The 24,669-nt window shown below is 72.9% G+C and carries 20 protein-coding genes; 13 read left to right on the top strand and 7 right to left on the bottom strand.

Annotation, left to right across the window (positions count from 1 at the left end; all coding sequences use genetic code 11):
- Positions 1-13: 13 nt before the first annotated feature.
- From TU30_RS17260 to TU30_RS17285, 5 genes are read left to right on the top strand one after another with little or no spacing between them, the layout of a single operon-like run.
- Positions 14-961, top strand: a complete 948-nt coding sequence (locus TU30_RS17260; protein ID WP_042170914.1) for a PLP-dependent cysteine synthase family protein — start codon at positions 14-16, stop codon at positions 959-961.
- The gene (locus tag TU30_RS17265; RefSeq protein WP_042170916.1) at positions 958-2,226 is read left to right on the top strand and encodes an MFS transporter; all 1,269 of its coding nucleotides are present in this window, start codon (positions 958-960) and stop codon (positions 2,224-2,226) included. The genes TU30_RS17260 and TU30_RS17265 overlap by 4 nt, the downstream gene beginning before the upstream one ends.
- 33 nt (positions 2,227-2,259) lie before the next feature.
- The gene (locus tag TU30_RS37325; protein WP_234307890.1) at positions 2,260-4,764 is read left to right on the top strand and encodes an ATP-grasp domain-containing protein; all 2,505 of its coding nucleotides are present in this window, start codon (positions 2,260-2,262) and stop codon (positions 4,762-4,764) included.
- Complete coding sequence (locus TU30_RS17280) at positions 4,761-5,534, top strand: hypothetical protein (RefSeq protein WP_042170918.1); 774 nt, start codon at positions 4,761-4,763, stop codon at positions 5,532-5,534. The genes TU30_RS37325 and TU30_RS17280 overlap by 4 nt, the downstream gene beginning before the upstream one ends.
- 1 nt (position 5,535) lies before the next feature.
- Entirely contained in the window at positions 5,536-6,804 is a 1,269-nt protein-coding gene (locus TU30_RS17285) for an acetyl-CoA carboxylase biotin carboxylase subunit family protein (protein WP_042170920.1), read from the top strand.
- 76 nt (positions 6,805-6,880) lie between these two features.
- Here TU30_RS17285 and TU30_RS17290 read toward each other — a convergent pair whose 3' ends face one another.
- Positions 6,881-7,789: a hypothetical protein gene (locus TU30_RS17290; protein ID WP_141713718.1), complete on the bottom strand. Its 909-nt coding sequence runs from the start codon at positions 7,787-7,789 to the stop codon at positions 6,881-6,883.
- Positions 7,790-8,338: 549 nt separating this feature from the next.
- Here TU30_RS17290 and TU30_RS17295 point away from each other — a divergent pair.
- A complete protein-coding gene (locus tag TU30_RS17295; protein WP_042170922.1) occupies positions 8,339-9,556 on the top strand; it encodes a 3-deoxy-7-phosphoheptulonate synthase class II in 1,218 nt (405 codons plus the stop codon).
- A gap of 45 nt (positions 9,557-9,601) precedes the next feature.
- Positions 9,602-10,342 carry an isocitrate lyase/phosphoenolpyruvate mutase family protein gene (locus tag TU30_RS17300; protein ID WP_042170924.1) on the top strand — a complete coding sequence of 247 codons (741 nt, stop codon included), beginning with the start codon at positions 9,602-9,604 and terminating at the stop codon, positions 10,340-10,342.
- Positions 10,343-10,394: 52 nt separating this feature from the next.
- Here the strand turns inward: TU30_RS17300 and TU30_RS17305 are convergent, their stop codons facing one another.
- From TU30_RS17305 to TU30_RS17320, 4 genes are all read right to left on the bottom strand, one after another.
- Positions 10,395-11,063 carry a TRM11 family methyltransferase gene (locus tag TU30_RS17305; RefSeq protein ID WP_078878330.1) on the bottom strand — a complete coding sequence of 223 codons (669 nt, stop codon included), beginning with the start codon at positions 11,061-11,063 and terminating at the stop codon, positions 10,395-10,397.
- A gap of 453 nt (positions 11,064-11,516) precedes the next feature.
- Positions 11,517-12,317 (bottom strand): sugar phosphate isomerase/epimerase, encoded by an 801-nt coding sequence (locus TU30_RS17310; protein ID WP_042171391.1) that lies wholly within the window; start codon positions 12,315-12,317, stop codon positions 11,517-11,519.
- A gap of 41 nt (positions 12,318-12,358) precedes the next feature.
- A complete protein-coding gene (locus tag TU30_RS17315; protein ID WP_042170925.1) occupies positions 12,359-13,510 on the bottom strand; it encodes a dihydrodipicolinate synthase family protein in 1,152 nt (383 codons plus the stop codon).
- Positions 13,507-14,658: a Gfo/Idh/MocA family protein gene (locus TU30_RS17320; protein ID WP_042170928.1), complete on the bottom strand. Its 1,152-nt coding sequence runs from the start codon at positions 14,656-14,658 to the stop codon at positions 13,507-13,509. The genes TU30_RS17315 and TU30_RS17320 overlap by 4 nt, the downstream gene beginning before the upstream one ends.
- Positions 14,659-14,980: 322 nt before the next feature.
- Between TU30_RS17320 and TU30_RS17325 the strand changes: the two genes are divergently transcribed.
- From TU30_RS17325 to TU30_RS17335, 3 genes are all read left to right on the top strand, one after another.
- A complete protein-coding gene (locus tag TU30_RS17325) occupies positions 14,981-16,027 on the top strand; it encodes a LacI family DNA-binding transcriptional regulator (protein WP_042170930.1) in 1,047 nt (348 codons plus the stop codon).
- A 216-nt stretch (positions 16,028-16,243) separates the two neighbouring features.
- Positions 16,244-16,852: a dihydrofolate reductase family protein gene (locus tag TU30_RS17330; protein ID WP_042170932.1), complete on the top strand. Its 609-nt coding sequence runs from the start codon at positions 16,244-16,246 to the stop codon at positions 16,850-16,852.
- A gap of 142 nt (positions 16,853-16,994) precedes the next feature.
- Complete coding sequence (locus tag TU30_RS17335) at positions 16,995-17,795, top strand: sugar phosphate isomerase/epimerase (protein ID WP_042170933.1); 801 nt, start codon at positions 16,995-16,997, stop codon at positions 17,793-17,795.
- A 257-nt stretch (positions 17,796-18,052) separates the two neighbouring features.
- Here TU30_RS17335 and TU30_RS17340 read toward each other — a convergent pair whose 3' ends face one another.
- Complete coding sequence (locus TU30_RS17340; protein ID WP_078878331.1) at positions 18,053-19,093, bottom strand: EamA family transporter; 1,041 nt, start codon at positions 19,091-19,093, stop codon at positions 18,053-18,055.
- A 90-nt stretch (positions 19,094-19,183) separates the two neighbouring features.
- Between TU30_RS17340 and TU30_RS17345 the strand changes: the two genes are divergently transcribed.
- The 3 genes from TU30_RS17345 (at position 19,184) to TU30_RS17355 (ending at position 23,180) form a co-directional block, all read left to right on the top strand.
- Entirely contained in the window at positions 19,184-20,161 is a 978-nt protein-coding gene (locus TU30_RS17345) for a LysR family transcriptional regulator (RefSeq protein ID WP_042170936.1), read from the top strand.
- A 302-nt stretch (positions 20,162-20,463) separates the two neighbouring features.
- On the top strand, positions 20,464-22,359 hold the full coding sequence (locus TU30_RS17350; protein ID WP_042170938.1) for a glycoside hydrolase family 3 protein: 1,896 nt from the start codon (positions 20,464-20,466) through the stop codon (positions 22,357-22,359).
- 179 nt (positions 22,360-22,538) lie between these two features.
- Positions 22,539-23,180, top strand: coding sequence for a hypothetical protein (locus TU30_RS17355; protein WP_042171394.1), 642 nt, complete (start codon positions 22,539-22,541; stop codon positions 23,178-23,180).
- A gap of 18 nt (positions 23,181-23,198) precedes the next feature.
- Here the strand turns inward: TU30_RS17355 and TU30_RS17360 are convergent, their stop codons facing one another.
- Positions 23,199-24,632, bottom strand: a complete 1,434-nt coding sequence (locus tag TU30_RS17360) for a S28 family serine protease (RefSeq protein WP_042170943.1) — start codon at positions 24,630-24,632, stop codon at positions 23,199-23,201.
- Between the last annotated feature and the right edge of the window lie 37 nt (positions 24,633-24,669).

The raw sequence follows: 24,669 nt of genomic DNA on the forward strand, positions 1-24,669 counted from the left end.
CCCGAGGTATCCGATGACCAACCCACTGGCCGTGGGGGTGACCGCCTCGTTCGAGGACCTGGTCGGCAACACCCCTCTGTTACGCCTTCGCATGGACGGCGTCCCGCAGGACGTGACCATTCTGGCCAAGCTGGAGGCTGCGAACCCGCTGTCCAGCGTCAAGGACCGCCCCGCCCGGCACATGTTCCGGGCCGCGGAGGCCTCCGGTGAGCTGGTGCCCGGAGCCACCGTCATCGAGTCCACCTCCGGCAACACCGGCATCGCGCTGGCCGCCCTGGCCGCCGCCCGCCGCCACCCCTGTCTGATCGTGCTTCCTGAGAACGCCTCCGGGGAAAGGATCCTGACGCTGCGGATGCTCGGCGCCGAGGTCGAGTTCACCGACCCGGCGCTGGGCTTCGCCGGCTGCGTCGAGCGCGCCGAGAAGCTGCACGCCGAGATCCCCGGCTCCTGGTACGCCCGGCAGCACGAGAACCCGGCCAACGTCCGGGCCCACTACGAGACCACCGGGCCGGAGATCTGGCGCGACACCGGCGGGCGGGTGGATGTCCTGGTCTGCGGGGTCGGTACCGGCGGCACCCTCACCGGGATCGCCCACTGCCTGCGCGAGCGCAACCCCGCGCTGCGCGTCGTCGCGGTCGAGCCGGAGGGCTCCCCGCTGCTGTCCGGCGGCGCCCCCGGCCCTCACCGCATACCCGGCCTGAACGGCGGCTTCACCAGCCCTGTCACCGACGTCGACTGCATCGACGAGGTGATCGTGGTCTCCGACGCGGACGCCGCCGCCACCACGCGGGCGCTGGCCGTCGGCAGCGGCCTGCTGGTGGGCGTCTCCTCCGGCGCCGCCGCGCACGCCTGCCGCGAACTGACGCGCCGCCACGATCTGTCCGGGGCGACCGTCGTCACCGTTTTCCCCGACAGCGGAGAGCGCTACCTGAGCTGGTGGCCGTCGGAGGAAGGGCCGTGAAGTTCAGCGAACTCCACCGCAACCTCAAGCTGCGGATCGGCGTCGGCTTCTTCCAGCGGTTCTTCGACATCATGCTGGTCCCGCTGATGGTCATCCACTTCTCGCACCTGTACGGTGCGGCCACCGCCGGCCTGATGACCCTGGTCGTCGCGGTGGCGACGGTGGGATGCACCCTGGTCGGCGGGCACCTGTCCGACGTGTACGGCCGCCGCAGGGTCCTGATGGCCGGCGAGATCGGCGTCTTCCTCTCGTACATCGGCCTCGCCCTGGTCAACTCGCCGATGCTGCAATCCGGTCCGGCGACCTACGTGCTGTATCTGGGCGCCGCCTGCATGGCGGGCATCGCGCTGCCCGCCAACGAGGCGATGATCGTGGACGTCTCCACCCCGGAGAGCCGCACCGCCGTCTACACGATCAACTACTGGGTGATCAACGTCGCCTTCATGCTCGGCTCGCTGGTCGGCGGCTTCTTCTACGGCGGGTACTTCTTCCAGCTGCTGACCGCGGCCGCGATCGCCACCGGGGGGATCTTCCTGGCGACCTTCCTGGCGCTGTCCGAGACCGCGCCGCCCGAGGCAGCGCAGAATCCCCGCGGGGTGCGACCGGCCCTGCGCGGCTACCTGGCGGTGGCCCGCGACCGGGTGTTCCTGCGGCTCGTCCTGGCGGCCCTGCTGGTCTGGTCCGTGGAGGTCCAGATCTCCTCCTACCTCGCGGTCCGGCTCGGCTCCGACTTCCCCGAGCAGCAGCTGCTGTCGCTGGGCTCCTGGCAGGTGACCGTCGACGGCGTCAACGTGCTGGGCATCCTGCGGGCCACCAACACCCTGCTCGTCGTGGTCTGCGGCCTGTGGATGGGCAAGCTGCTCGGACGCCTCGACGAGCGGCTGCGCCTGGTGACCGGAGTGGTGGTCTTCACCGCCGGCTACATGGCCTGGGCGATCGGCGACGACGTCTGGCTGATGATCGCGGCGGCCGTCGTGGTCACGCTGGGGGAGCTGATGAACCAGCCCGTCAACCAGACCCTGCTGGCCTCCCTGGTGCCCGCCGAATCCCGCACCAAGTACATGGCTGCCTACGGACTGCACGTGCGGCTCGGCTACATGGTCGGCTCGCTGTCGGTGATCCTCGGTTCGGTCGTCGACTCCTGGGTGATGGCCCTGCTGTACGCGGCCTTCGGAGCGGCCGCGATCCTGCTGTACCGGAACCTGTTCAAGATCCAGGACGCCCGCGCCACCACCGAGGAGCCGAAGGCCGAGGCCGGCGCATGACCCCCGTACCCGCCGTGAAAGGGATGGCCCGCCGTGGCTGAGCACACAGCGCCCGCGAACAACCGGTTGCTGATGGTGCAGCCGTACACCCAGTTCGTCGAGAAGGCGGTCGGCCTCGGCTTCGAGGTCTGGTCGATCTGGGACCCGACGCTCCAGCCGGCCTCCTACCTGCAGGGGGTCGAGAAGGTCTCCAAGGAGATGCTGTGGGTGGACTTCTCCGACGAGGCAGCGCTGCGCCGCCTGGTCCGGGAGAGCGCCCTCGCCCACGACGTCGGCTGTCTCCTGCACCTGGGCGAGGAGGCGACCATGGTGGCCGTCGCCGAGGAGGCCCAGACCCTCGGGCTGGCCCTCAACCCGCCGGAGGCGCTCCGTCGGCTCAACGACAAGGCGGTGCTGCGCGAGCTGCTCGCCGAGCACGGCCTGTCCCCCGTGCGCACCGCTGTCGCCGACACTCCCGACGAGGTGGCCTCTGTCCTGGCCGGCTTCGAGCTGCCTGTGGTGGTGAAGCCGACCCGTCTGCAGGGCAGCGCCGCGGTGCGCCTGGTGACCGGCCCCGACGGCCTCGACGCCTGGCGGCAGGAGCTGACCGGACACGCGTACCGGGGTCCGGTGCTGGTCGAGGAGTACCTGCGGGGACCTGAGTTCAGTGTCGAGACGCTCACCCACGAGGGCCGTCACCTGGTGGTCGGCATCACCGCGAAACGCAAGACGCCCGCCCCGGCGTTCGTGGAGACCGGTCACGTCTTCCCCGCCCCGCTGGCGGACGCCGACGCCGGGGCGATCGGCGAGCTGGTCACCGCGCTGCTGGACGCCGCCGGGTACCGGTTCGGCCCGGCGCACACCGAGGTCATCCTCACCGCCGACGGCCCGCGCGTGGTGGAGTCGCAGGCCCGGCTCGGCGGCGACCGGATCCCCGCGCTCATCCGGCTCGCCACCGGCTTCGACATCGAGGGCGCGATCCTCGATCTGCTGGTCGGCGGCGTTGCCGCGCCCGCACCGGCCGGGCGGACGGCCGCGATCTCGTTCTTCTCCTTCCCGCCGGGCAGGATCACCCGGCTGGAGGGCCTGGCGGAGATCGATGCGCTCCCCCACGTGCACGGCGTCCGGTTCCCGTTCGCCGAGGGCGATGTGCTGCCGCTGACCCGGCACTCCGGCTCGCGGCACGGCCACGTGATCGTGGCGGGCGGCACCGCCGAGGAGGCCGAACGGCTGGCCGCCGGGACGAAGGCGCTGCTGCGGGTGGAGACCGGATCCGCCGTCCTGAACGCCGTGCACGCGGCGCCCGCCGCGCCGATGCGGCCCGAGCGCACCCTGCTCCTGATCGGGCACCTCACCGAACCGGTGCGGACCGCCAAGGAGCTGGGGTTGAACGTGATCCTGATCCAGCACAAGGAGAAGTTCCAGCCGGAGCAGGCCGAGCTGGCCGATGTCACCCTGATCGCGGACTACACCGACTGGTCGGTGCTGGAGCCGCTCGCCCGGGCCGCCCACACCATCTGGAACTTCTCCGCGGCGCTGTCGCTCACCGAGCCCGGCCTCGAGCCCGCCGGCCGGGTGAACGACCTGTTCGGCCTCGGCGGTACCGGCTTCGAACCGGCCCGGCTGCTCCGCGACAAGCTCGCCATGCGCCGTCACCTCGCCTCGGTCGGCGCCCCCACGGTGGCCGCCGAGCCGCTCACCGACCGGGACAGCCTGGCCGCGTTCGGCGCCGCCCACGACTACCCGTTCGTGGTCAAGCCGGTGGACCTGACCGCCGGCTTCGCCCTGTTCAGGGTCACTGGTCCGCAGGACGTGGACGGGGTGTGGGAGCGGATCGGCGCGGCCCGCCGCACCGGCATGGACCGCGGCTCCACCATGTACGCGGTGGCCGGGTTCCTGATGGAGCAGTACATCGACGGACCCGAGTTCAGCGTCGAGGGCTTCAGCTTCCACGGGCGCCACACCGTGGTCGCGATCACCGAGAAGCTGACCGACGGCGGGCACTTCGTGGAGCTCGGGCACGCCCAGCCGGCCCGGCTGGACCCGGCGGACGAGGAGCGCATCGTCGCAGCCGTCGCCGAGTTCCTCGACGCGATCGGCATCACCGACGGGCCCAGCCACACCGAGCTGCGGCTCGGTTCGCGCGGCCCGCTGATCATCGAGGGCCACAACCGGCTCGGCGGCGACCACATCCCGGATCTGGTCCAGGCCGCCTACGGCGTCGATCTGACCCGCTATGCGCTCGCCTGGCCGTTCGGCCTGGTGGAGCCGATGACGGAACGTCCGAAGCCGGTCTCGGCGGGCTGTGTGCGCGGCATCGTCGGCCGACCCGGTCGGGTCACCGCGATCACCGGCGAGGACGAGTTGCGCGCCCACCCGTCGGTGCTCGCCCTCGATCTGGCTGCCCGGCCCGGCACGGTGGTCCGACCGATACAGGACAACTGGGACCGGCTCGGCCTGCTGGCCGTCACCGCTCCCGACACCGACGCGGCGGTCGCGCTCTGCGAGGAGCTGCTCGACACCGTGCTGACGGTGTCGATCGAGGACGACGTCCGATGACCCTGGTCGTCCTGGACCCGGACGGCCGGTATGCGGCCGACTGCCCCGGCTGGCTCGCCGGCGCCGGCCGGAGGCTGCATCTGGTCACCGGCCGGGCCGGCGTCCACCCGGGCTTCGCGCGGGTCACGGTGGTGGAGCGGTACGACCGCAGCACCACGGCCGAGCTGGCCGTACTGGATGCCGCCACCCGCACACCGGTACGAGCGGTGATCGCGCTCGCACCGGTGGACCAGGTGCGGGCGGCCGGCCTGCGCGAGCGGCTCGGCCTGCCCGGCCAGTCCCGGGAGGCCGCGCTGGCTCTCGCCGACTCGGTGGCGGCGCACGCGCTGCTGACCCGGGCCGGCATCGCCGCGTTCCCCCGGGCCGAGGTGCGGCGGGTCGCCGACCTGTACTGGTGGGCGCACCGGTGGGGCTACCCCCTGGTGATCCGGCCGCGCCGGGGCGCGCGTCGGCCGGTGATCGCCCGGCTGGCCGACGAGGCCGCACTGCGTGCCGCGGTGGCGAGCGGGCTGCTGCCCGCCGACCCGGCGGTGGTACCGAGCCTGACCGTCGAACCGACCGTCACCGGTGGGGTACGGCGCGACGCGGACCTGCCGCTCGCCGGCGTGCTGCCCGCCGACCCGGGTCACCCGTACGCGGTGGAGACCGTCCGCGGCCCGGACGGGGGCCGACTGGTGCACGCGGTGCGCTACGCCCCGGAGACCCGCCCGGCCCGCGAACTGGTGCGGGCCCAGGCCGGGACCGGCCCGCAGTCCTCGGAGGTGGTCTGAGATGACCGTGCTGGTCCTGCACCACCGGGGTTCGCTGACGGGCACCCCGTACGACGAATGGCTGGCGGACCACAAGGGCGATCTGCTGCTGATCGCCTCCCGCGAGCATCTGGCGCTGGTGTCGGAGGAGTTGCCGCCCGAGGGCGGCGCCTACCGGCGGACCGCCGCCGTCGACTGCTACGAGACCGGGGGTGATCTGGAGGCGCTCGCCCTGGCGTGGGCGCGCGAGCACGGGGTCACGCACATCGTCGCCTGCCAGGAGCGCGACCTGGAGCGGGCCGCCGAGCTGCGCGACGTACTCGGTCTGCCCGGGCAGCGGCTGGACACCGTGCTCCCCTATCGTGACAAGGCGCTGATGAAGCGCCTGGTCGCGGCCGCGGGTCTGGCGGTGGCCCCGTACCTGGCGGTGGAGAGCGCCACCGAGCTGATCGGCTTCGCCGAGCGGCACGGCTTCCCGCTGGTGCTCAAGCCGATGGACAGCGCCGGTTCGGTCGGACTGCGCATCCTGGAGTCCCGCGAGGAGTTGGACGCACACCTGGCCGACGGCCTCGACCTGTACGGGCCGCACCTGCCGAACCTGCTGGCCGAGGCGTTCGTGCCGGGCCGGATGTGCCACGTGGACGGGTTGGTCGTGGACGGCCGGATGGTGTTCGCCTGGCCCTCGCAGTATCAGTACGCGCTGGCCTCGTACCGCACCGACACCGGTGGCAGGCTGGACCTGACCCTGGACGCGGACGATCCGCTGACCCACCGGCTGCTGGAGTTCACCGAGCAGACCTTGGCGGCGCTCGGCGGGCCGGAGGACTTCGCCTTCCACGCGGAGGTCTTCCACACCCCCGGGGACGAGCTGGTGTTGTGCGAGATCGCCTGCCGCACCGGCGGCGCCGCGATCCGCGACATCGTCCGCCTCATGTTCGGGGTGGATCCGAGCGAGGCCTGGGTACGGGCGCAGCTGGGTCTGCCGCTGCCCGCGTGGCTCGGCGCGGAAAAGCGCACACCGCTGCGGATGGTGGGGCAGCTGGTGCTGATGAAGCGTCCCGGCCGGGTGGTACGGACTCCGGAGGGTCCGCCGGACTTCCCCTGGGTCGAGAAGTACCAGATGTTCGTCGCACCGGGACAGACCCTGCGGGAGGCCGCGTTCTCCGCCGACTTCCTGCTGACCGCGTTGGTCTCAGGGACGGACCGGGTCGAGTGCGAGGCCCGGTTGCGGGTCCTGGAGGACTGGTTCCTGGGCGAGCTGGTACTGGAGCCGGTCGACGGGGCTGCCTGAGCCGCCGCCCGGTCGCCCGGGGTGCGGCCCGGCCGGCACTGGATGCCGGCCGGGCCACGTGCGTCCTCCTGCCGGGTCAGGAGGGGCTGCGGCCGTTCTCCCGGGTGATCCCGGCACCTTCTTGAAGGCCCATCAGGTAGCCGAGTTGGAGCCGGTGCTCGGCACCGTGCTCCTCCTTGAGCCGGGCAACATGGGCCTGCAGGGAGCGAAGGCTGAGGCCGAGCCTTCGGGCGATCTCCTTGTCGGACCTGCCCTCGATGAGCAGTTTCTGAATCGATCCGCGGATCGCCGGAATGACCTCGGGCGCCGCGTCCGCCGCCCGTACCGGCAAGAAGGGATACGATTCGGCCCGGTCCCAGGCGCGCTCGAAGATGTCGGAGAGAAAGTGCACCACAGTCGGGTGGGTGATCAGCACTGCCGAGGTGCGCGCCGCATTCGCGGGAATCAACACAGTCCGCCGGTCGATGATGATCATCCGGTCGAAGAACTCCGCCAGAGTACGCACCTGAGCACCGTACGAGGTGACCGCCCGGACATACTCCTTCGTGGGTTCGTCGAATCGCGTGCTGTGCTGATAGAGCGTTCGCATCGAGACGCCGCCCGCGATCCGGTCCCGCACCGCGCCCAGGGCCTCGCCCAGCACCGCACTCGGGCGCGGCCCGTCGGGCTGGGCGGTGAGTATCTCGGACGTGACCCCGTCGATCAGGTCCTGGATCGCTTCGTTGATCTCGGGCAGCCCGTCGATGACCTCGAAGCCGACGCCCCGGGCGGGAGCGGCCTCGGATGCCTGGACGGCCGCGGCCGAGGCACTGCCGACCCTGTTGGAGACCATCCGGGAGAGGTCTCCCAGGGCTTCGCCGACCCTGACCAGCGCCTCACGGCAGGACGGGTCGTCGGGTGGCAGGGTGATTGCCAGAGTGTCGCCCTCGACGGCCGGCGGCGCAACTAAATTCACAATGTCCCTTTTGTTGGAGTAAAACCTCATTTACATCCCTCGCTTTACCGAAGTGCACCTATCCGAAGTATCGGCGACCTTGTCCGTCCAGTCGAGCGGATCGCATACTCGCTCGCGAGGGGCACCGAGGGCAGTCGGCCCGTGTTAATCACCCTTAAACAACCCACACGCCGTATCGACTGCCGCAAAAAGTGTCACCACTGAATCGCGGTGAATCCACCAGGGGGAAATTCAATGATGCTCAGTGAAATGCGTCGCGCCGCATGCAGACCTTCCGCTCCGACCGGACCCGAGCAGGCCGGCGTCGGGGACTCCGCCTCCGAGGACGTGGGCTGGAACGCCGTCCCCGGTCCTCACCGGATGGCCTGATCCACTTCCGAGCCGCCCCCGGACCCGCCCTCGTCCGCTCCGCGCGGCCGGCCCTCGCCCTCACCACAGCTTCCCGAACTGAACGAAGAGTTCGGCACCGAGGCATCCTTCGGCTCCGGAACTCCGTCGGCCGCCCGGAGCCGGACGGACCCGCCGAGGCAGCGCGAGAGCCACTGCCCGCTCCCTCGGCGGACGGAGGGACGGTACCCCATGAACCCGAACCACACCGCTGCCGCGACCGGCCCGTTCGCGGCGCAGCAACCCGACTGGCCCGACCCCGACGCACTACGCTCGGTCGCGGGCGAACTGGCCACCCTCCCCGCGCTGGTCGCGGCCGAGGAGTGCGACCGGCTGCGCGAGCGGCTGGCCGCGGTGGCCCGCGGCGAGGCGCTGCTGCTCCAGGGCGGCGACTGCGCCGAAAGCCTCGCCGAAGTCGGCCCGGACACCACCACGGCCAAGTACCGCACTCTGACCCTGATGGCCGCGGTCATCTCCGAGGCCGCCGAACTCCCGGTGGTCCGGCTGGGCCGCATCGCCGGCCAGTTCGCCAAACCGCGGTCGAACCCGACCGAGCTGCACGAGGGCATCGAACTCCCCTCCTACCGGGGGGACATGGTCAACTCGCCGGCCTTCACCGCCGCGGCCCGCACCCCGGACCCGAACCGGTTGCGGCGCGTCTACGACGCCTCCGCGGAGACCCTCGGTCACCTGAGCGAACTCACCGCCGCCGACGGCGGCGAGTTCTGGACCAGCCACGAGGCCCTGGTACTGGAATACGAGCGCGCACTCTGCCGCACCACCGCGGCGGGCCGCTACGCCTCCTCCGGCCACCTGCTGTGGATCGGCGAGCGCACCCGTCAGCCGGATTGCGCACACGTCGACTTCGCCGCCCGGGTGCGCAATCCGATCGCCGTCAAGCTCGGCCCGTCCAGCACCCCGGACGACACGCTGCGCCTGATCGACCGGCTCGACCCGGACCGCGAACCCGGCCGGCTGACCTTCATCAGCCGGATGGGCGCCGGTACGGTGCGCGACACGCTGCCGGACCTGGTGGCGAAGGTGGCGGCATCCGGTGCCGAGGTGGCCTGGATCTGCGATCCGGTGCACGGCAACACCGTGTCCTCGCCGACGGGCCACAAGACCCGCAGACTGGACGACGTGCTGAACGAGATCAAGGGCTTCCTCGAGGTCCACCGATCCCTGGGCACCCATCCCGGCGGTTTCCACCTGGAACTGACGGGAGATCATGTCACCGAATGCGTGGGCGGGACCTACGAGGTCCGCTTCGAGGATCTGCCGAACCGTTACGAGACCGTCTGCGACCCCAGGCTGAACCTCGGCCAGTCACTGGACGTCGCTTTCGAACTCGCGGCCATGTACACCGCTTCCCCGGTCGCGGACCGCGGGACCACCTGGGCGGCGGCGTGACCCACGCCACTCCGCCCCCGTCGACGACGAAGAGGAGACCTGCTGATGGCGGCCACCCGTGCTGGGGAGTTCCTGGCACTTCACGACCGGACCGATCCCGGCGACCCGCTGGTCATCCCCAATGTCTGGGACGCGGTCAGCGCGCGGGCGTTCGCAGAGGCCGGCTTCCCCGCGCTGGCGACCTCCAGCGCGGCGGTCGCCGCCGTACTCGGCCATGATGACGGCGAGGACACCCCGGCAGACGAGATGTTCGCCGCGATCAAGCGGATCGTCCGCTCCGTCGACGTGCCGGTGACGGCGGACATCGAGGGCGGCTACGGCCTCGCCCCGGGCGAGATCGTCGAGCGGCTGCTCGACGCGGGGGCGATCGGCTGCAACCTGGAGGACTCCGCGGGCCGGCAGCTCAAGGACGCCGAGCAGCAAGCGGAATGGCTCTCCGAGGTCAGCGTGGCCGCCGGTGAGCGGCTGGTGCTGAACGCCCGGATCGACACCTTCCTGTACGGCGACCGTTCGGTGGAGTCCGCGGTCAAGCGCGCCTGCCTGTACATCGGCGCCGGCGCGGACGTGGTCTACCCGATCCTGGCCCCCGAGGAACTGCTCCCCGGCCTGGCCAACGACGTCAGCAAGCCGCTGAACGCCCTGCACCGCCCCGGCAACGCCTCCCCCAGCCGGCTCGGCTGTCTCGGCGCGGCCCGGGTCACCTTCGGTGACGGCCTGCACCAGCAGGCCGTCACCGACGTCACCGACCTGGCCCGGAGGACCGGGCGGGCGTACGGCGCCCAGTAGGGCCCCGTACGCCCGCGGCGGGCGGTGACCGGCCCCGAGGACCTGGCGGCCGCTACCTGGTGGCCATCAGCAGGTATTCGTGCGACCGATTGGTCAGCATCGGGTCGTCACCGCCCGCCGGCCGGTCGTACAGGTGGATGCGCTCGTCACCCAGGGTGAGGTGGCGTCCCAGCACCCGCGCCGCGTCCCAGGCCAGTGGAACGAACCGGTCGGCGATCCGCCGGTTCTGGACCGCGATCACGGCCCGGGCACCGGGCCGCATGGTCTGCGCGATCGCGCCGAACGCCTCGTCCAGCGCGTTGAGGTAGTCGTCGTAGTCGCGCAGCGCATAGAACTGCGCGCCGTCGGTGGCGCCGGTGTCCAGGTTGGTGCCGAAGTACGGCAGATCGCACAGCACCAGGTCGACCGAGCCTGCCTCCAGCGGAGGCTTCCGGGCATCGCCGCAGATCATCTCCTGTCCCGGACAGGTCGCCAGCCGCTTGCGTGCGTCCTCGGCACGCTCCTCGTTCACCTCGATGCCGAACCCGCGCCGTCCTTCCGCCGAGGCGGCCACCAGCGTCGTCCCCCACCCCGCGAACGGGTCGAAGACCAGTTCCCCGGGTGCGCTGAGCTCCCGGATCAACGGCCGCAACTGGCTGACCAGACCGGCCTGTCCCGCCGCCTCGGGAAGCGCGTACTCCGGGTCCTCACCCCCGAGCACGAGCCAACTGGTAACCCCCACCGGACATCACTCATCCTCTCGCTTCCCCGGCTGTGGTCAGGTCACCGCACGGCGCCGGGAGCGCCATGCTACTCAGCGGGAACACCCGTGCGGGTGATCTTCTGAACTGAAGTCCCCCTCGATCAGGAGGAGTTGACACGGGGACATACGGGTCCCGGAGAAAGCGGTCCAGGTGGTGAGCGAGGAGCGCAGGCCGAGCAGGCGGTGCACGGCCGGATTCGAGAAGGACGCCGTCGGGCTCGTCCGTCGTCCTGGCCGACCGGCCCGTCGCTGCAGCTCTGGCGGTACCTCCGCGGGCCGGTGTGCCGAGGGCGGGGACGGAGACGGAGGCCTGACTTCGTCGTCCGTGTCGGCGGCGCCTCGGGCGGGACCCGGGTCACGGGGCACAGGACCCGAGGCGCCGCCCACCTCCCCCCTCCCACCTCCCATCTCCCATGGCTCACGGCTCACGGCTCACGGCCGGACGTTCTCCGTGAACCTCCGTGCCGTCTCCGCCAGGACCTCGCGGCCGTCGCGGGCCCACAGCGCGTCGTTGAACAGCTCGACCTCGATGGGACCGGTGTAGCCGGCCGCCTCCACGTACCCCTGCCACTCCTGCATGTCGATACTCCCGTCGCCGATCTGGCCGCGGCCGTTGAGGACGCCCTCGGGCAGCGGGGTGGTCCAGTCGGCGAGCTGGAAGGTGTGGATGCGGTCCTGGACGCCGGCGCGGGCGATCTGCGCGGGCGCCGTGTCGTCCCACCAGACGTGGTACGTGTCGACGGTGACGCCGACCTGCCGGGCCGGGAACCGTTCGGCGAGGTCCAGGGCCTGGGCGAGGGTGGAGACCACGCAGCGGTCCGAGGCGTACATGGGGTGCAGCGGCTCGATGGCCAGACGCACCCCGTGCTCCTCGGCGTACGGGCCCAGCTCCGCCAGGGCGTCCGCGATGCGTTCGCGGGCGCCGCGCAGGTCCCTGGAGCCGGCCGGGAGGCCGCCGGAGACCAGGACCAGGGTGTCGGTGCCCAGGGTGGCCGCCTCGTCGACGGCGCGGCGGTTGTCGGCCAGGGCCGTGGCCCGCTCGGCGGGATCGATCGCGGTGAGGAAACCGCCCCGGCACAGGGTCGTCACCGTCAGGCCGGCGTCGCGGACCAGTTTCGCCGCCGCCTCCACGCCGTAGGCCCGGACGGGTTCGCGCCACAGGCCGACGCCGGGGACGCCCAGGTCGCGGCAGCCGTCGACGAGTTCCGGCAGGGACAGCTGCCTGACCGTCATCTGGTTGATGCTGAAACGCGCGAGAGCGTCGGCGGAGCCGGTCACGAGGTCACTCCGTACAGGTGCAGCAGGGTCCGCATGCGGTCCTCGGCGAGCTTCGGGTCGGGGAACAGGCCGAGGCCGTCGGCGAGTTCGTAGGCGCGGGCGAGGTGCGGCAGCGAGCGGGCCGACTGCAGGCCGCCGACCATGGCGAAGTGGTCCTGGTGGCCGGCCAGCCAGGCCAGGAACACCACGCCCGTCTTGTAGAAGCGGGTGGGTGCCTGGAAGAGGTGCCGGCTCAGCTCCACCGTCGGGTCGAGCAGTCCGCGGAAGCCCGCCGTGTCCCCGGTGTCCAGGGCGCGGACGGCCTGGGCCGCCAGCGGGCCGAGCGGGTCGAAGATGCCGAGCAGGGCGTGGCTGAAGCCCTGCTCGTCGCCCGCGATCAGCTCGGGGTAGTGGAAGTCGTCGCCGGTGTAGCAGCGCACGCCCTGCGGCAGGCGGCGGCGCAGGTCGACCTCGCGCTGCGCGTCGAGCAGCGAGACCTTGATGCCGTCGACCTTGTCGGGGTGGGCGGCGATGACCTCCAGGAAGGTCCCGGTGGCCGCGTCCAGGTCGGACGAGCCCCAGTAGCCCTCGAGCGCCGGGTCGAACATCGGGCCGAGCCAGTGCAGGATCACCGGTTCGGCGGACTGGCGCAGCAGGTACCCGTACATCTCGAGGTAGTCCTCGGGGGAGCGGGCCGCGGCGGCCAGGGCGCGGGACGCCATCAGGATGGCCTGCGCGCCCGACTCCTCGACGAGCAGGAGCTGTTCCTCGTAGGCCGCCCGCACCTCCTCGAGCGTGCCCGCGGCGAGCTGGTCGGTGCCGACGCCGCAGGCGATGCGGCCGCCGACGGCCTTCGCCTCGGCGGCGGACCGGCGGATCAGCTCGGCCGCGCCCGCCCAGTCCAGGCCCATGCCGCGCTGGGCGGTGTCCATGGCCTCGGCGACGCCCAGGCCGTGCGACCACAGGTGGTGGCGGAAGGCGAGGGTGGCGTCCCAGTCGACGGCGGCGGGCGAGTCGGGGGTCGTGTCGGCGTACGGGTCGGCGACGACGTGGGCCGCGGAGAAGACCGTACGGGAGGTGAAGGGGGCTCCGGCGGTGACCGCGAGGGGCTCGGTGCGGGGCTCGTAGGTCCGCAGCAGGCCCTGTGCGTCGGGCAGTTCGATGCTCACAGGGCGATCTCCGGTACGTCGAGGCGGCGGCCCTCGGCCGACGACCTCAGGCCCAGCTCGGCGAGCTGGACGCCGCGGGCTCCGGCCAGCAGGTCCCAGTGGTAGGGGGCGTCGGCGTAGACGTGCCTGAGGAACAGCTCCCACTGGGCCTTGAAGCCGTTGTCGAACTCGCCGTTGTCCGGGACCTCCTGCCACTGGTCGCGGAAGACCTCGGTGGCGGGGATGTCCGGGTTCCAGACGGGCTTGGGGGTGGCGGAGCGGTGCTGGACGCGGCAGGTGCGCAACCCGGCCACGGCGGAGCCCTCGGTGCCGTCGACCTGGAACTCGACGAGTTCGTCGCGGTGGACGCGGACCGCCCAGGAGGAGTTGATCTGGGCGACGGCGCCGCCCTCGAGTTCGAAGACGCCGTAGGCGGCGTCGTCGGCGGTGGCGTCGTAGGGCTTGCCGTTCTCGTCCCAGCGCTGCGGGACGTGGGTGGCGGTCAGGGCCTGGACGGAGCGCACCCGGCCGAACAACTCGTGCAGCACGTACTCCCAGTGCGGGAACATGTCGACGACGATGCCGCCGCCGTCCTCGGCGCGGTAGTTCCAGGACGGGCGCTGCGCGTCCTGCCAGTCGCCCTCGAACACCCAGTAGCCGAACTCGCCGCGCACCGACAGGATCCGGCCGAAGAAGCCGCCGTCGATGAGTCGCTTCAGCTTGAGCAGGCCCGGCAGGAACAGCTTGTCCTGCACCACGCCGTGCTTGATCCCGGCGGCGTTCGCCAGCCGGGCCAGTTCCAGGGCGCCGTCGAGGCCGGTGGCGGTCGGCTTCTCGGTGTAGAGGTGCTTGCCGGCCGCGATCGCCTTGGTGAGGGCCTCCTCGCGGGCGGAGGTGACCTGGGCGTCGAAGTAGATGTCGATGCTCTCGTCGGCGAGCACCGCGTCCAGGTCGGTGGAGACGTGCTCCAGGCCGTGCCGCTCGGCCAGCGCGCGCAGCGCGTGCTCCCGGCGGCCGACCAGGACCGGCTCCGGCCACAGCACGGTGCCGTCACCGAGGTCGAGGCCGCCCTGCTCGCGCAGGGCCAGGATGGAGCGGACGAGGTGTTGCCGGTACCCCATCCGCCCCGTCACACCGTTCATGGCGATACGCACCGTCTTGCGTGTCACGTCGATCCCTTCGTACGCGGTCCCCGCGCGCCGCGCACGCCCCACCCGGCACGCGTCGGCCGGCGCGTGCCGGGCGACGCGTGACGGGTACTGGTGAACGTCACAGCAAGCGCTTTCTATGCCTCTAGAAGCTAGCCTCTGGACGGCGGTCCGGACAAGACCACGGCGAACCGGACTTGTTCGAGGGGGCGAACAAGTGGGCGCGGGGCCATAGGGTCTGGTCGGGGGCGGGACATCGGGTTCCGTGCCCGGACATGCCCGGACGCGCCCGGACACCGCGGCCGGCGCCGATACGACGAGATGCGCGACCGGAGGACGAGAGATGACGGTGACCCTGGCGGACGTGGCGGCCCGCGCGCAGGTCTCCCCCGCGACGGTGTCGCGCGTGCTGAACGGGAACTACCCCGTGGCGGCTTCCACCCGCGAGCGGGTGCTGAAGGCCGTGGACGAACTCGACTACGTGCTCAACGGCCCCGCGAGCGCCCTGGCCGCCGCCACCTCCGACCTGGTGGGCATCCTGGTGAACGACATCGCCGACCCCTTCTTCGGGATCATGGCGAGCGCGATCCAGGGCGAGATCGGAGGGCCGGGCGGACGGGCCGGCGGGGAGAGACTCGCGGTCGTGTGCAACACGGGCGGCTCCCCGGAACGCGAACTGACGTATCTGACGCTGCTCCAGCGGCAGCAGGCCGCGGCGGTGGTGCTGACCGGCGGCGCCATCGAGGACGCCCCGCACCGGGCGGCGATGGACGCGAAGCTGCGCAAGCTGGCGAAGGCCGGGACCCGGGTGGTGCTGTGCGGCCGGCCGCCGGCGCCGGACACCGGGGCGATCGCGCTGACCTTCGACAACCGCGGCGGCGGCCGGGAACTCACCGAGCATCTGATCGGGCTCGGCCACCGCCGCCTCGGCTACGTCGCGGGCCCGCAGGAGCGCACCACCACCCGCCACCGCCTCGAAGGGCACCGGGCCGCGCTCGCCGCGCACGGCATCGAGGAGGACCCCCGCTGGACCGTCCACGGCCGCTACGACCGCCGCTCCGGCTACGAGGCCGCCCTCGAACTCCTGCGCAGGGACCCCGAGCTGACGGCGGTGGTCGCCGCGAACGACTCCGTCGCGCTGGGCGCGTGCGCGGCACTGCGGGGCTCCGGACGGAAGATCCCCGACGACGTGTCGGTCGCCGGTTTCGACGACCTCCCGTTCAGCATCGACGCGGTGCCCGCCCTGACGACGGTGCGGCTGCCGCTCACCGAGGCGGGGGCCCGGGCCGGCCGCATCGCGATGGGCCGCGAGGAGCCGCCGCCCGGGGGGATCGCCTCCGTGCGGGGCGAGTTGATGGTGCGGGGGTCCTCGGGGGCACCCCGGGCGTGAGGGGTCCTTCCCGTGGGCCCGCCCGGGCCGCGCGGCCCGGGCGGGCCCACGGGAAGGACCCCTGAAGACCGCGGGCCGGTGTCCGCGCCGGTACCTGTCCCGCGCGGCCGAAGTGCGCGGTCGCCGGCGGCGATGAGTTCCGCCGCTACCGTCGGTCTGTACTTCCGTCATCGCCTCGGCGGACAGGCGGACAGGCGGACAACAGGAGCGGCAGCCATGCGGATCGTGATCACCGAGTTCATCAGCCTCGACGGTGTCGTGCAGGCCCCCGGCGGACCCCGGGAGGACACCGACGGCGGTTTCGCCCACGGCGGCTGGTCGCACGCCTACTTCGACCCGGAGGTCGTCGGCGGCGCCTTCGACGCGGCGCTGGAGAAGGCCGACGGGCTCCTGTACGGGCGCCGCACCTGGCAGACCATGGCCGAGGCGTGGCCCCGGCAGGCCGGGGACCCCTTCGCCGACCGGATCAACGGCCTGCCGAAGTACGTCGTCTCCGGCACCCTCGGCGAGTCCGACCTGACCTGGAACAACAGCCGGCTCGTTCCCGCCGGGGAGGCCGTCGCCCGCATCCGGGAGCTGCGCGCGGCCGAGGGCGGCGACCTCGTGGTGATGGGCAGCCCCACGCTCGCCCGCACCCTGCTGGGCGAGGACCTGGTGGACGAGCTCCGGCTCCTCGTCATGCCGGTGGTCCTGGGCGGCGGCAAGTCGGTCTTCCCCGTGGACGGCGCGAAGCGCCCGTTCGAGCTGGTCTCGGCGACCGCCGCGAAGTCCGGTGCCCAGGTGTGCGTCTACCGCCGCGCGACGGAGGCGCACACCGGGGCCTGAGGCCCCGGACGGGGCGCCGCCGCCCGCGCGACCGGACCGACGCCCCGCCCCCGCCCCCGCCCCGAACCCTCGCGCGGCACCGGAGTGGCGCGGAGCGGCGAGGGGGGAGTGACCGCGCGGGTCCCGGGTAGGGTCCGTTTTCATGAAGCTGGCGTTCTCCACCCTCGGTGTCCCCGGCCTTCCGATGGCCGACGTACTGCGTCTCGCGACCGCGCACGGCTATCACGGCGTCGAGCTGCGCGCGCACCCCGAGGAACCGGTCCATCCCGGTCTCTCCCCCGCCGAACGGGCGGATGTCGCCGCCGAGTTCAAGGCGGCCGGCATCGAGGTCCTGAGCGTCGCGGGCTACACCAGGGTCGCCGCGCCGGGCGACGACGAGGCCGTCGTCGCGGAGCTCCAGGCCCTCCTCGGTCTCGCCCGCGACCTCGGCGCCCCCTACATCCGGGTCTTCCCGGGCGGCTCCTCCGAGCAGACCCCGAAGGAGGCCGACGCGACGGCCGCCCGGCGGCTGGGCACGGCTGCCGAGTACGCGGCCGACCTCGGCGTGCGCATCCTGCTGGAGACCCACGACTCGCACCGCACCGGCGCCGACGCGATGCGGATCCTCGGCCTCGTGGGCCACCGCCAGGTGGGCGCCCTCTGGGACGTGATGCACACCTGGCTGGGCGGCGAGCAGCCCGCGGAGAGCCACGCGGCCCTCTCCCCCCACCTCGGCTACGTCCAGGTCAAGGACATCGCCTCCGCCGAGGACACCACCCCGCTCCCCCTCGGTGAGGGCATCCTCCCGCTGGCCGAATGCGTGGAGATCCTCTCCCGCCACGGCTGGGACGGCTGGCTCTGCTGGGAGTACGAGAAGCGCTGGTACGAGAAGGCCGCCCCGCTCCCCGGCCTCCTCGGCCCCGGCCGGGCCCACCTCTCCCGCCTCCTCAACGACTCGGCGTAACCGGATCCCGTCGCCCGGCCATCCGGCGTCCGGCCGGCCCGGCGGGGCCCCGGGCCGCCGGGCGCGTCCACCTCGCGGCCGGACCGGTGCACCCCTCACCCCCTCGCCGATCCCATCCACCCCACCCGCGGGCCCTCTCCCGGCCCACCCGCCGGCCCCGCCCCTCAACGACCCGGCGCGACCGGCTCCCGCCCACCCGCCGGCCCGTCCCCGCCGGCCTCCGGACCCGTCCCCCCTCAACCGCACACCCGGTCACCTCACAGCCGGACCGGTCCGCCCCGCCGCAAAACCCGCACGCCCCACCCCCGGCCCCCCTCTCCCCGCCCACCCGCCGGCCCCGCACCCCGACCCGCCGGCACGGCCCCCCGGCCGCCGGGCCCGTCCGCCTCTCCGCCGGGCCCGTCCGGCCCGGCCGCGGGCTCTCCCGTCCGGCCCACCCGCCGCTCCCGTCCCCCGAACGACGCGAGGGCCACACCACCCACCAGCAGGGCCGCCGCCCACCACCGCAGCGGGCTCACCGGCTCGCCCAGGAACAGGGCCGCCGACGACATCCCGAAGACCGGTACCAGCAGGGAGAACGGCGCCACCGTCGACGCGGGGTGACGGCGCAGCAGCCATCCCCAGGCCCCGAAGCCGAACACGGTGGCGCCCCAGGCCACGAACAGCAGGGCGCCCGCCCCCGGCAGGTCCAGCACGCCCAGCGCCTCCAGGTCCCGCGAGGGGCCCTCCAGGAGCAGCGAGAGCGCCAGCAGCGGCAGGACCGGCACCGTGCTCACCCAGATCATGAAGTTCAGGGCGTCGTCGGGCGCCGCCCTGCGGGTCAGCACGTTCGACACGCCCCAGCAGGCCGCGGCGGCGATGATCAGGGCGAACGCTCCCAGAGGACCCGAGGTGCCCTCGTCGACGGCGGCGACGCCGATTCCGGCCAGGGCCACCGCCATGCCCACCAGCCGGATGCGCGCGGGCCGTTCGCCGAGGAGCAGGAACGCGAACAGGGCCGTGAAGACCGCCTGGATCTGGAGCACCAGGGAGGTCAGCCCGGCCGGCATGCCCGCGTCCATGCCGACGAACACCAGCCCGAACTTGGCCACCCCGAGGGCGAGGCCCACCCCCACGATCCACTTCCACGCCACCCTGGGGCGTCCCACCAGGAAGACCGCGGGGACCGCCGCCGTGAGGAAGCGCAGCGCGGAGAACAGCAGCGGCGGGAAGCGGTCGAGGCCGATCTCGATGACGACGAAGTTCACGCCCCAGACAGCGGCGACGAGAACGGCGAGCAGGGCGTGGGAAGGTCGCATACGTCGAGGATCACCGCCCGCGACCCTTCAGCACCAGCGAAGATTCCTGCATGGTGGGTTGAAGCACCGCTTACCGATCGGGGAGCCGTCATGCTCGACCTCCAGCGCCTGCGCGCCCTGCACGCCGTGTCCGTGCACGGGACCGTCGGAGCCGCCGCCGCGGCGCTCGGCTACACCTCCTCCGCCGTCTCCCAGCAGATCGCCAAGCTGGAGCGGGAGACCAGGACCGTGCTGCTGGAGCGGGAGGGCCGGGGCGTGCGGCTGACCGACGCGGCGCACCACCTCGTCGCCACCGCGCAGGAGCTGCTGGCGATCGTGGAGCGCGCCGAGACCGAGCTGGAGGAGCGGCGCGGGGTGCCGTCCGGGCGGCTGACGATCGCCGCGTTCGCGTCGGCGGCCCGCGGGCTGATGCCGCCCGTACTGGCCGACCTGGCCGGGCGGCACCCCGCGCTCGACACCCGGCTGACCGAGGTCGACCCGCACCTGTCCGTGGACCTGGTCGCCAAGGGTGCGGTCGATCTCGTCGTCGCGCACGACTGGGACATCGCGCCGCTGCCCGCCCCGGCGGGCGTGGAGCAGGCGGTCGTCGGGGACGACCTGTGCGACCTGCTGGTGCCGCGCGGGCATCCGTTCGCGGAGCGCGGCACGGCGGTACGGCGCGAGGAGCTGGGCGGCGAGCGGTGGATCTGCCAGCCGCCGGGGCGGGTCTGCCACGCGTGGCTGGTGCGCACCCTGCGTACCGCCGGGCACGAGCCGGACATCGTGCACCAGGCGGACGAGAACCCGACCCTGGTCGCCCTGGTGGCGGCCGGGCTCGGCATCGCGCTGATCCCCCGGCTCGGGCGCGGCCCGCTGCCCGACGGGGTGGTGGAGGTCCCGCTCGACCCGATGCCCGTGCGGCACGTGTACGCGCTGTGGCGGGCCGGCGCGGCCCGCCGTCCGGCGATCGCGGAGACCGTCCGCACCCTGCGCGTCCACTGGCCCGCCGTCTCGGCGCACCGGCCGCCCGCGCACCGGGCGTCCCGGACACCCCTGGCGTCCCGGGCCCCGGCGTCCGCCCCGGACTGAGACGTCCGTCCGCGCCCGGGAGCCCCCGCCCGCCCCCTTCCGCGCCCTCCCTCGCCCTACGCGGGCTGCCGGAGGAGTCCGCGCGGCGCGGTGCCGGCCCCTCGCCCCTGGCTGCGACGCCGGCCCACCCCCCTCCGCCGTACCGCGGCCGGCGGCCCCGCCCGCACCTTCCGGCCGACCACGCCCGCCGACCGCGCCCACCCCCGCACACCCTTGACTGGCAGAAACTTCCCGGATATTGGTGACCCTTCGGCAGTTTCCTTCAGCGGATCCCCCACGGATCACCTCCCAAAGGAGCGCACGTGCCCGACAGCAGCACGGGAAGCACAGGAAACACGGAGGGCACGGAGGGCACGGAGGGGAGCGCTGCCGCGTGTCCGTCCAGACGGGCCGTCCTCGCCGCGACGACGGCGGTCACCACCGCCCTCGCCGCCGGGACCGCCGCGCACGCGGCCGGCGCCTCCAAAGCCCCCGCGGGCCCCGCGGGCCCGGACGACCGCAGGCTCCGCGCCCTCCTCTCCCGGATGACCCTGGAGGAGAAGGTCGGCCAGCTGTTCGTGATGCGGGTCTACGGCCACTCCGCCACCGAACCCGACCAGGCCGACATCGACGCCAACCTCGAGGAGATCGGCGTGCGCACGGCCGCCGAACTGCTGGAGAAGTACCGGGTCGGCGGCATCATCTACTTCACCTGGGCGCACAACACCCGCGATCCGCACCAGATCGCGAGCCTCTCCAACGGCATCCAGAAGGCGTCCCTCGGTCTGCCGCGCGGTCTGCCGGTGCTCATCTCCACCGACCAGGAGCACGGCGTCGTGGCCCGCGTCGGCGCGCCGGCGACCCTGTTCCCCGGCGCGATGGCCGTCGGGGCGGGCGGCTCCCGCTCCGACGCGCGCACCCTCGGCCGGATCGCGGGGCGTGAGCTGCGCGCCCTGGGCATCCGTCAGGACTACGCCCCGGTGGCCGACGTGAACGTCAACCCGGCCAACCCGGTCATCGGCGTACGGTCCTTCGGGGCCGAGCCCCGGGCGGTGGCGCGGCTGGTGGCCGCCGAGGCCGCCGGGTTCCGGCAGTCGGGGGTCACGGCGACCGCCAAGCACTTCCCCGGGCACGGCGACACCGCCGTCGACAGCCACACCGGCCTCCCGGTGATCACCCACAGCCGTGAGCAGTGGGAGCGGTTGGACGCGCCGCCGTTCCGGGCGGCGATCGCCGCGGGCATCGACTCGATCATGACGGCCCATCTGATGGTCCCGGCGCTCGACGCCTCCGAGGACCCGGCGACCCTCTCGCGCCCGATCCTCACCGGCATCCTCCGCGAGGAGCTGGGCTACGACGGGGTCGTGGTCACCGACTCCCTCGGCATGGAGGGGGTGCGGACGAAGTACGGCGACGACCGGGTGCCGGTGCTGGCCCTGAAGGCGGGTGTGGACCAGCTGCTCAACCCGCCGTCCCTGGACGTGGCGTGGAACGCCGTCCTGAGGGCCGTCCGGGACGGCGAACTGACCGAGGCCCGGCTCGACGAATCGATCCTGCGCGTGCTGCGCCTGAAGGCGGGACTGGGCCTGTTCGAGGACCCGTACGCCTCCCCGGGCGGTGTGGACCGCACGGTCGGCACCCGGGCGCACCGGGCGGCGGCCGACCGGATCGCCGAACGGAGCACCACCCTGCTGGTCAACGAGGGCCGTGTGCTGCCCCTGTCGCGGCGCAGGCAGCCGAGGCTGCTGGTCGTCGGCGCCGACCCGGCCTCCCCGTCCGGTACGACGGGACCGCCGACCGGTGTGCTGGCGGGCGCGCTGGGCGAGCTGGGGTTCACCGCCACCGCCCTGTCCACCGGTACCGCGCCGTCCGCGGCGACGATCGACCGGGCCGTGGCCGCCGCCGGGGAGGCGGACGCCGTGGTCGTCGGGACGTACGACGTGACGGCGGCGAGCAGCCAGCGGACGCTGGTCGAGCGGCTCCTGGCGACCGGCAGGCCGGTGGTCGCGGTGGCGATCCGCAACCCGTACGACGTGGCCCATCTGCCCGCCGTGCCGGCGTACCTGGCGACGTACTCGTGGACCGACGTGGAACTGCGGGCCGCGGCCCGGGTGATCGCGGGCCGGGTGGAGCCGCGCGGGACGCTGCCGGTGCCGGTGCAGCGGGCGGACGACCCGGCGGCGGTGCTCTACCCGGTCGGGCACGGGCTGACGTACTGACCACGGCGACCGGCCACGGCACCCGGGTTCCGCCCTCCCCGGGTGGCCCCCTGACGTAGCGCCCGTACGTCACACACCCGACACGCCCTCACCGACGTGCGCACAACATGCCGTATGTCCGGTGTGGCCCGCTGTGGCGGGTCACACTGGACGGAGGTGTCCGGGGGAGGGTGACGCACGTGAGAAGTTCCCTGGGTGCGGTGTGCGCGCTCTCCGTGCTGGCCGCGGCCCTGTCGGCCGGCTGCCAGAGCGCGCCGGGCGGCGCCGGGGAGGACGGCCGCCCGGACGGACGGCGGACGGCGACGGTGTCACCGGCGCCGACCCGGCCCTTCGGGTACGGGGCGGTGTTCCTCGGGATCGACGAGTGCAGTTCGTTCGGCCGGACCAGTTTCACCGAGGTGCCGTGCACGAGCGAGCGGGCGGCGGCCCGGGTCGTCGCCCGCCACGACGGAACCGTCCGGGACGGGCCGCGCTGCCCCGCCACCACGGACTTCGTCCTGCACATCGGCGAGCAGCGCCCCGTGTCCGACGAGGACGGCGACGGGGCGGTGCCGCGCGGCTACGCCTGCATGCGCAACCTCCAGCCCCCTCACCCGGGTGATCCCGGCGGCGGGGGCGGGCCGCGCACCATCGTCGGCGACTGCGTCCACGGCCTGGACGGCGGGCAGGTCCGCGAGACGGCCTGCGACGGTACGGGGGAACACGCGCCGGAGTACGAGGTGACGAAGGCCGTGGACGCCAGGCACGCGTGCCCGGCGTCCACGACCCTCTACGTGCGGCTCGGCGGCGGTTCACCGGTGGGCTGCGCCCGCCCGGTGTGAGCCGTCGCCGCCCACGCCCTAGCGGTGCAGCGCGGGTTCCCGCTCGATGTCCCGCACGTCCAGCCTGCGGTCGAACTTCGCCAGCGGCTTCGCCCCGGCCGGGTCTTTCTTGACCGCGTCCGGCGCGACGCCCGCCCAGTCGAGGATGCGGGCCGTGGCGAGCGCCCTCTCCTCGTCGACCAGACCGGCCACGTCGGCACCGTGGTTCATGCCGGGGGCGGTCATGACGTACGAGTCGCGCGCGCCCCTGCCGATCCGGAAGGGTTCGGCGCCCCACGGGTCGTTCTCGCCGTAGACGAAGAGCATCCGCCGGGCGTTGTGCCGCACCCAGGTGTCGACGTCCCGCATGGCCCGGCGGTCGAACGTCATCGGGATCGAGCGGGGCACGAAGTGGCGCGGCGGCTGGTAGCCGTAGCGGACGTACTTCTTCTCGATGTGCGGGAAGCGGATCGTCGGCGCGCCGAGCTGCGTACCGGCCTGGTAGTAGTACGGCGTGTACGGGGACAGGCCCTGGTCCGTGTAGAACGAGAAGCCGGAGATCGTGTCGACCGAGGTCCAGATCTCGTCGTCGGTGGCGTTCTCGGCGTCCGCCGGGATCTGCGCGCAGTCCGCCACGCTGCCGTACTGCCAGAAGCCCCACACGTAGTCGAGGACGACCGCCTCGTACGCCCTGTCCAGGCTGCCGACGGTGTCGAAGGTGTAGCCGTTCCCGGCGGCGAGGGCCTCGTACTTCCGGCTCAGCGCCTCGCGGCGCACCAGTGCCTCGCGCTGCACGCCGTTCAGGCGGGTGCGGCACTCCTCGGTGCCGACCTCCCGGAAGAAGCGGTCGTAGGCGGAGTCCTCGTGGTTGACCACGTCGTTGGGGGCGACGTAGGCGACGACGCCGTCCATGTCCCGCGGGTAGAAGCGCTCGTAATACGTGGCGGTCATGCCGCCCTTGGAGCCGCCGGTGGAGATCCACTTCTTCGGGTAGATCCCCTCCAGCGCCCGGTGGATGCGGTGCTGGTCGCTGGCGGCCTGCCAGATGTCCAGCGTGGACCAGTCGGCCGGGTCCGGGCGGGAGGGGGTGAAGAAGCGGTACTCCATGGAGACCTGGTTGCCGTCCACGATCTGGGTCGGCTCGCTGCGGCGGGGCGTCGTCGAGACGTTGTAGCCGCCGGTGAAGAAGACGGTCGGCCGCGCCACGTCCTTGTGCAGCACGGTGATCCGCTGCTGGAAGGTGCCCCGGGAGGGCCTGCGGTGGTCGACCGGCTGGGTGTACTCGAGGACGAAGAAGCGGTACCCGGTGTACGGCTTCTCCTCGAGAAGGCTCATGCCCGGGACGGAGAGCAGTCTCTCCTTGATGTCGGTGCCGGCGGTGACGTCGGTCTCGGCGGCGGTGGCCGCACTCGCCGCGCTCACCGTGCCGATCAGCATCGTGAGCGTCAGCAGCCATCTGAGCGCCTTGCGCATGCACACTCCCCTGTCGAACAGATGTGGCCGGAAGCTA

The organism is Streptomyces sp. NBRC 110035 (assembly GCF_000829695.1).
In the GTDB taxonomy this organism is placed as follows: Bacteria; Actinomycetota; Actinomycetes; order Streptomycetales; family Streptomycetaceae; genus Streptomyces.

Excerpts from the sequence above, each read along its gene's own strand:
- TU30_RS17260 (WP_042170914.1), top strand. The coding sequence starts at position 14 with ATGACCAACCCACTGGCCGTGGGGGTGACCGCCTCGTTCGAGGACCTG.
- TU30_RS17280 (WP_042170918.1), top strand. The coding sequence starts at position 4,761 with ATGACCCTGGTCGTCCTGGACCCGGACGGCCGGTATGCGGCCGACTGC.
- TU30_RS17285 (WP_042170920.1), top strand. The coding sequence starts at position 5,536 with ATGACCGTGCTGGTCCTGCACCACCGGGGTTCGCTGACGGGCACCCCG.
- TU30_RS17290 (WP_141713718.1), bottom strand. The coding sequence starts at position 7,789 with ATGAGGTTTTACTCCAACAAAAGGGACATTGTGAATTTAGTTGCGCCG.
- TU30_RS17295 (WP_042170922.1), top strand. The coding sequence starts at position 8,339 with ATGAACCCGAACCACACCGCTGCCGCGACCGGCCCGTTCGCGGCGCAG.
- TU30_RS17300 (WP_042170924.1), top strand. The coding sequence starts at position 9,602 with ATGGCGGCCACCCGTGCTGGGGAGTTCCTGGCACTTCACGACCGGACC.
- TU30_RS17310 (WP_042171391.1), bottom strand. The coding sequence starts at position 12,317 with ATGACGGTCAGGCAGCTGTCCCTGCCGGAACTCGTCGACGGCTGCCGC.
- TU30_RS17325 (WP_042170930.1), top strand. The coding sequence starts at position 14,981 with ATGACGGTGACCCTGGCGGACGTGGCGGCCCGCGCGCAGGTCTCCCCC.
- TU30_RS17330 (WP_042170932.1), top strand. The coding sequence starts at position 16,244 with ATGCGGATCGTGATCACCGAGTTCATCAGCCTCGACGGTGTCGTGCAG.
- TU30_RS17335 (WP_042170933.1), top strand. The coding sequence starts at position 16,995 with ATGAAGCTGGCGTTCTCCACCCTCGGTGTCCCCGGCCTTCCGATGGCC.
- TU30_RS17340 (WP_078878331.1), bottom strand. The coding sequence starts at position 19,093 with ATGCGACCTTCCCACGCCCTGCTCGCCGTTCTCGTCGCCGCTGTCTGG.
- TU30_RS17345 (WP_042170936.1), top strand. The coding sequence starts at position 19,184 with ATGCTCGACCTCCAGCGCCTGCGCGCCCTGCACGCCGTGTCCGTGCAC.
- TU30_RS17360 (WP_042170943.1), bottom strand. The coding sequence starts at position 24,632 with ATGCGCAAGGCGCTCAGATGGCTGCTGACGCTCACGATGCTGATCGGC.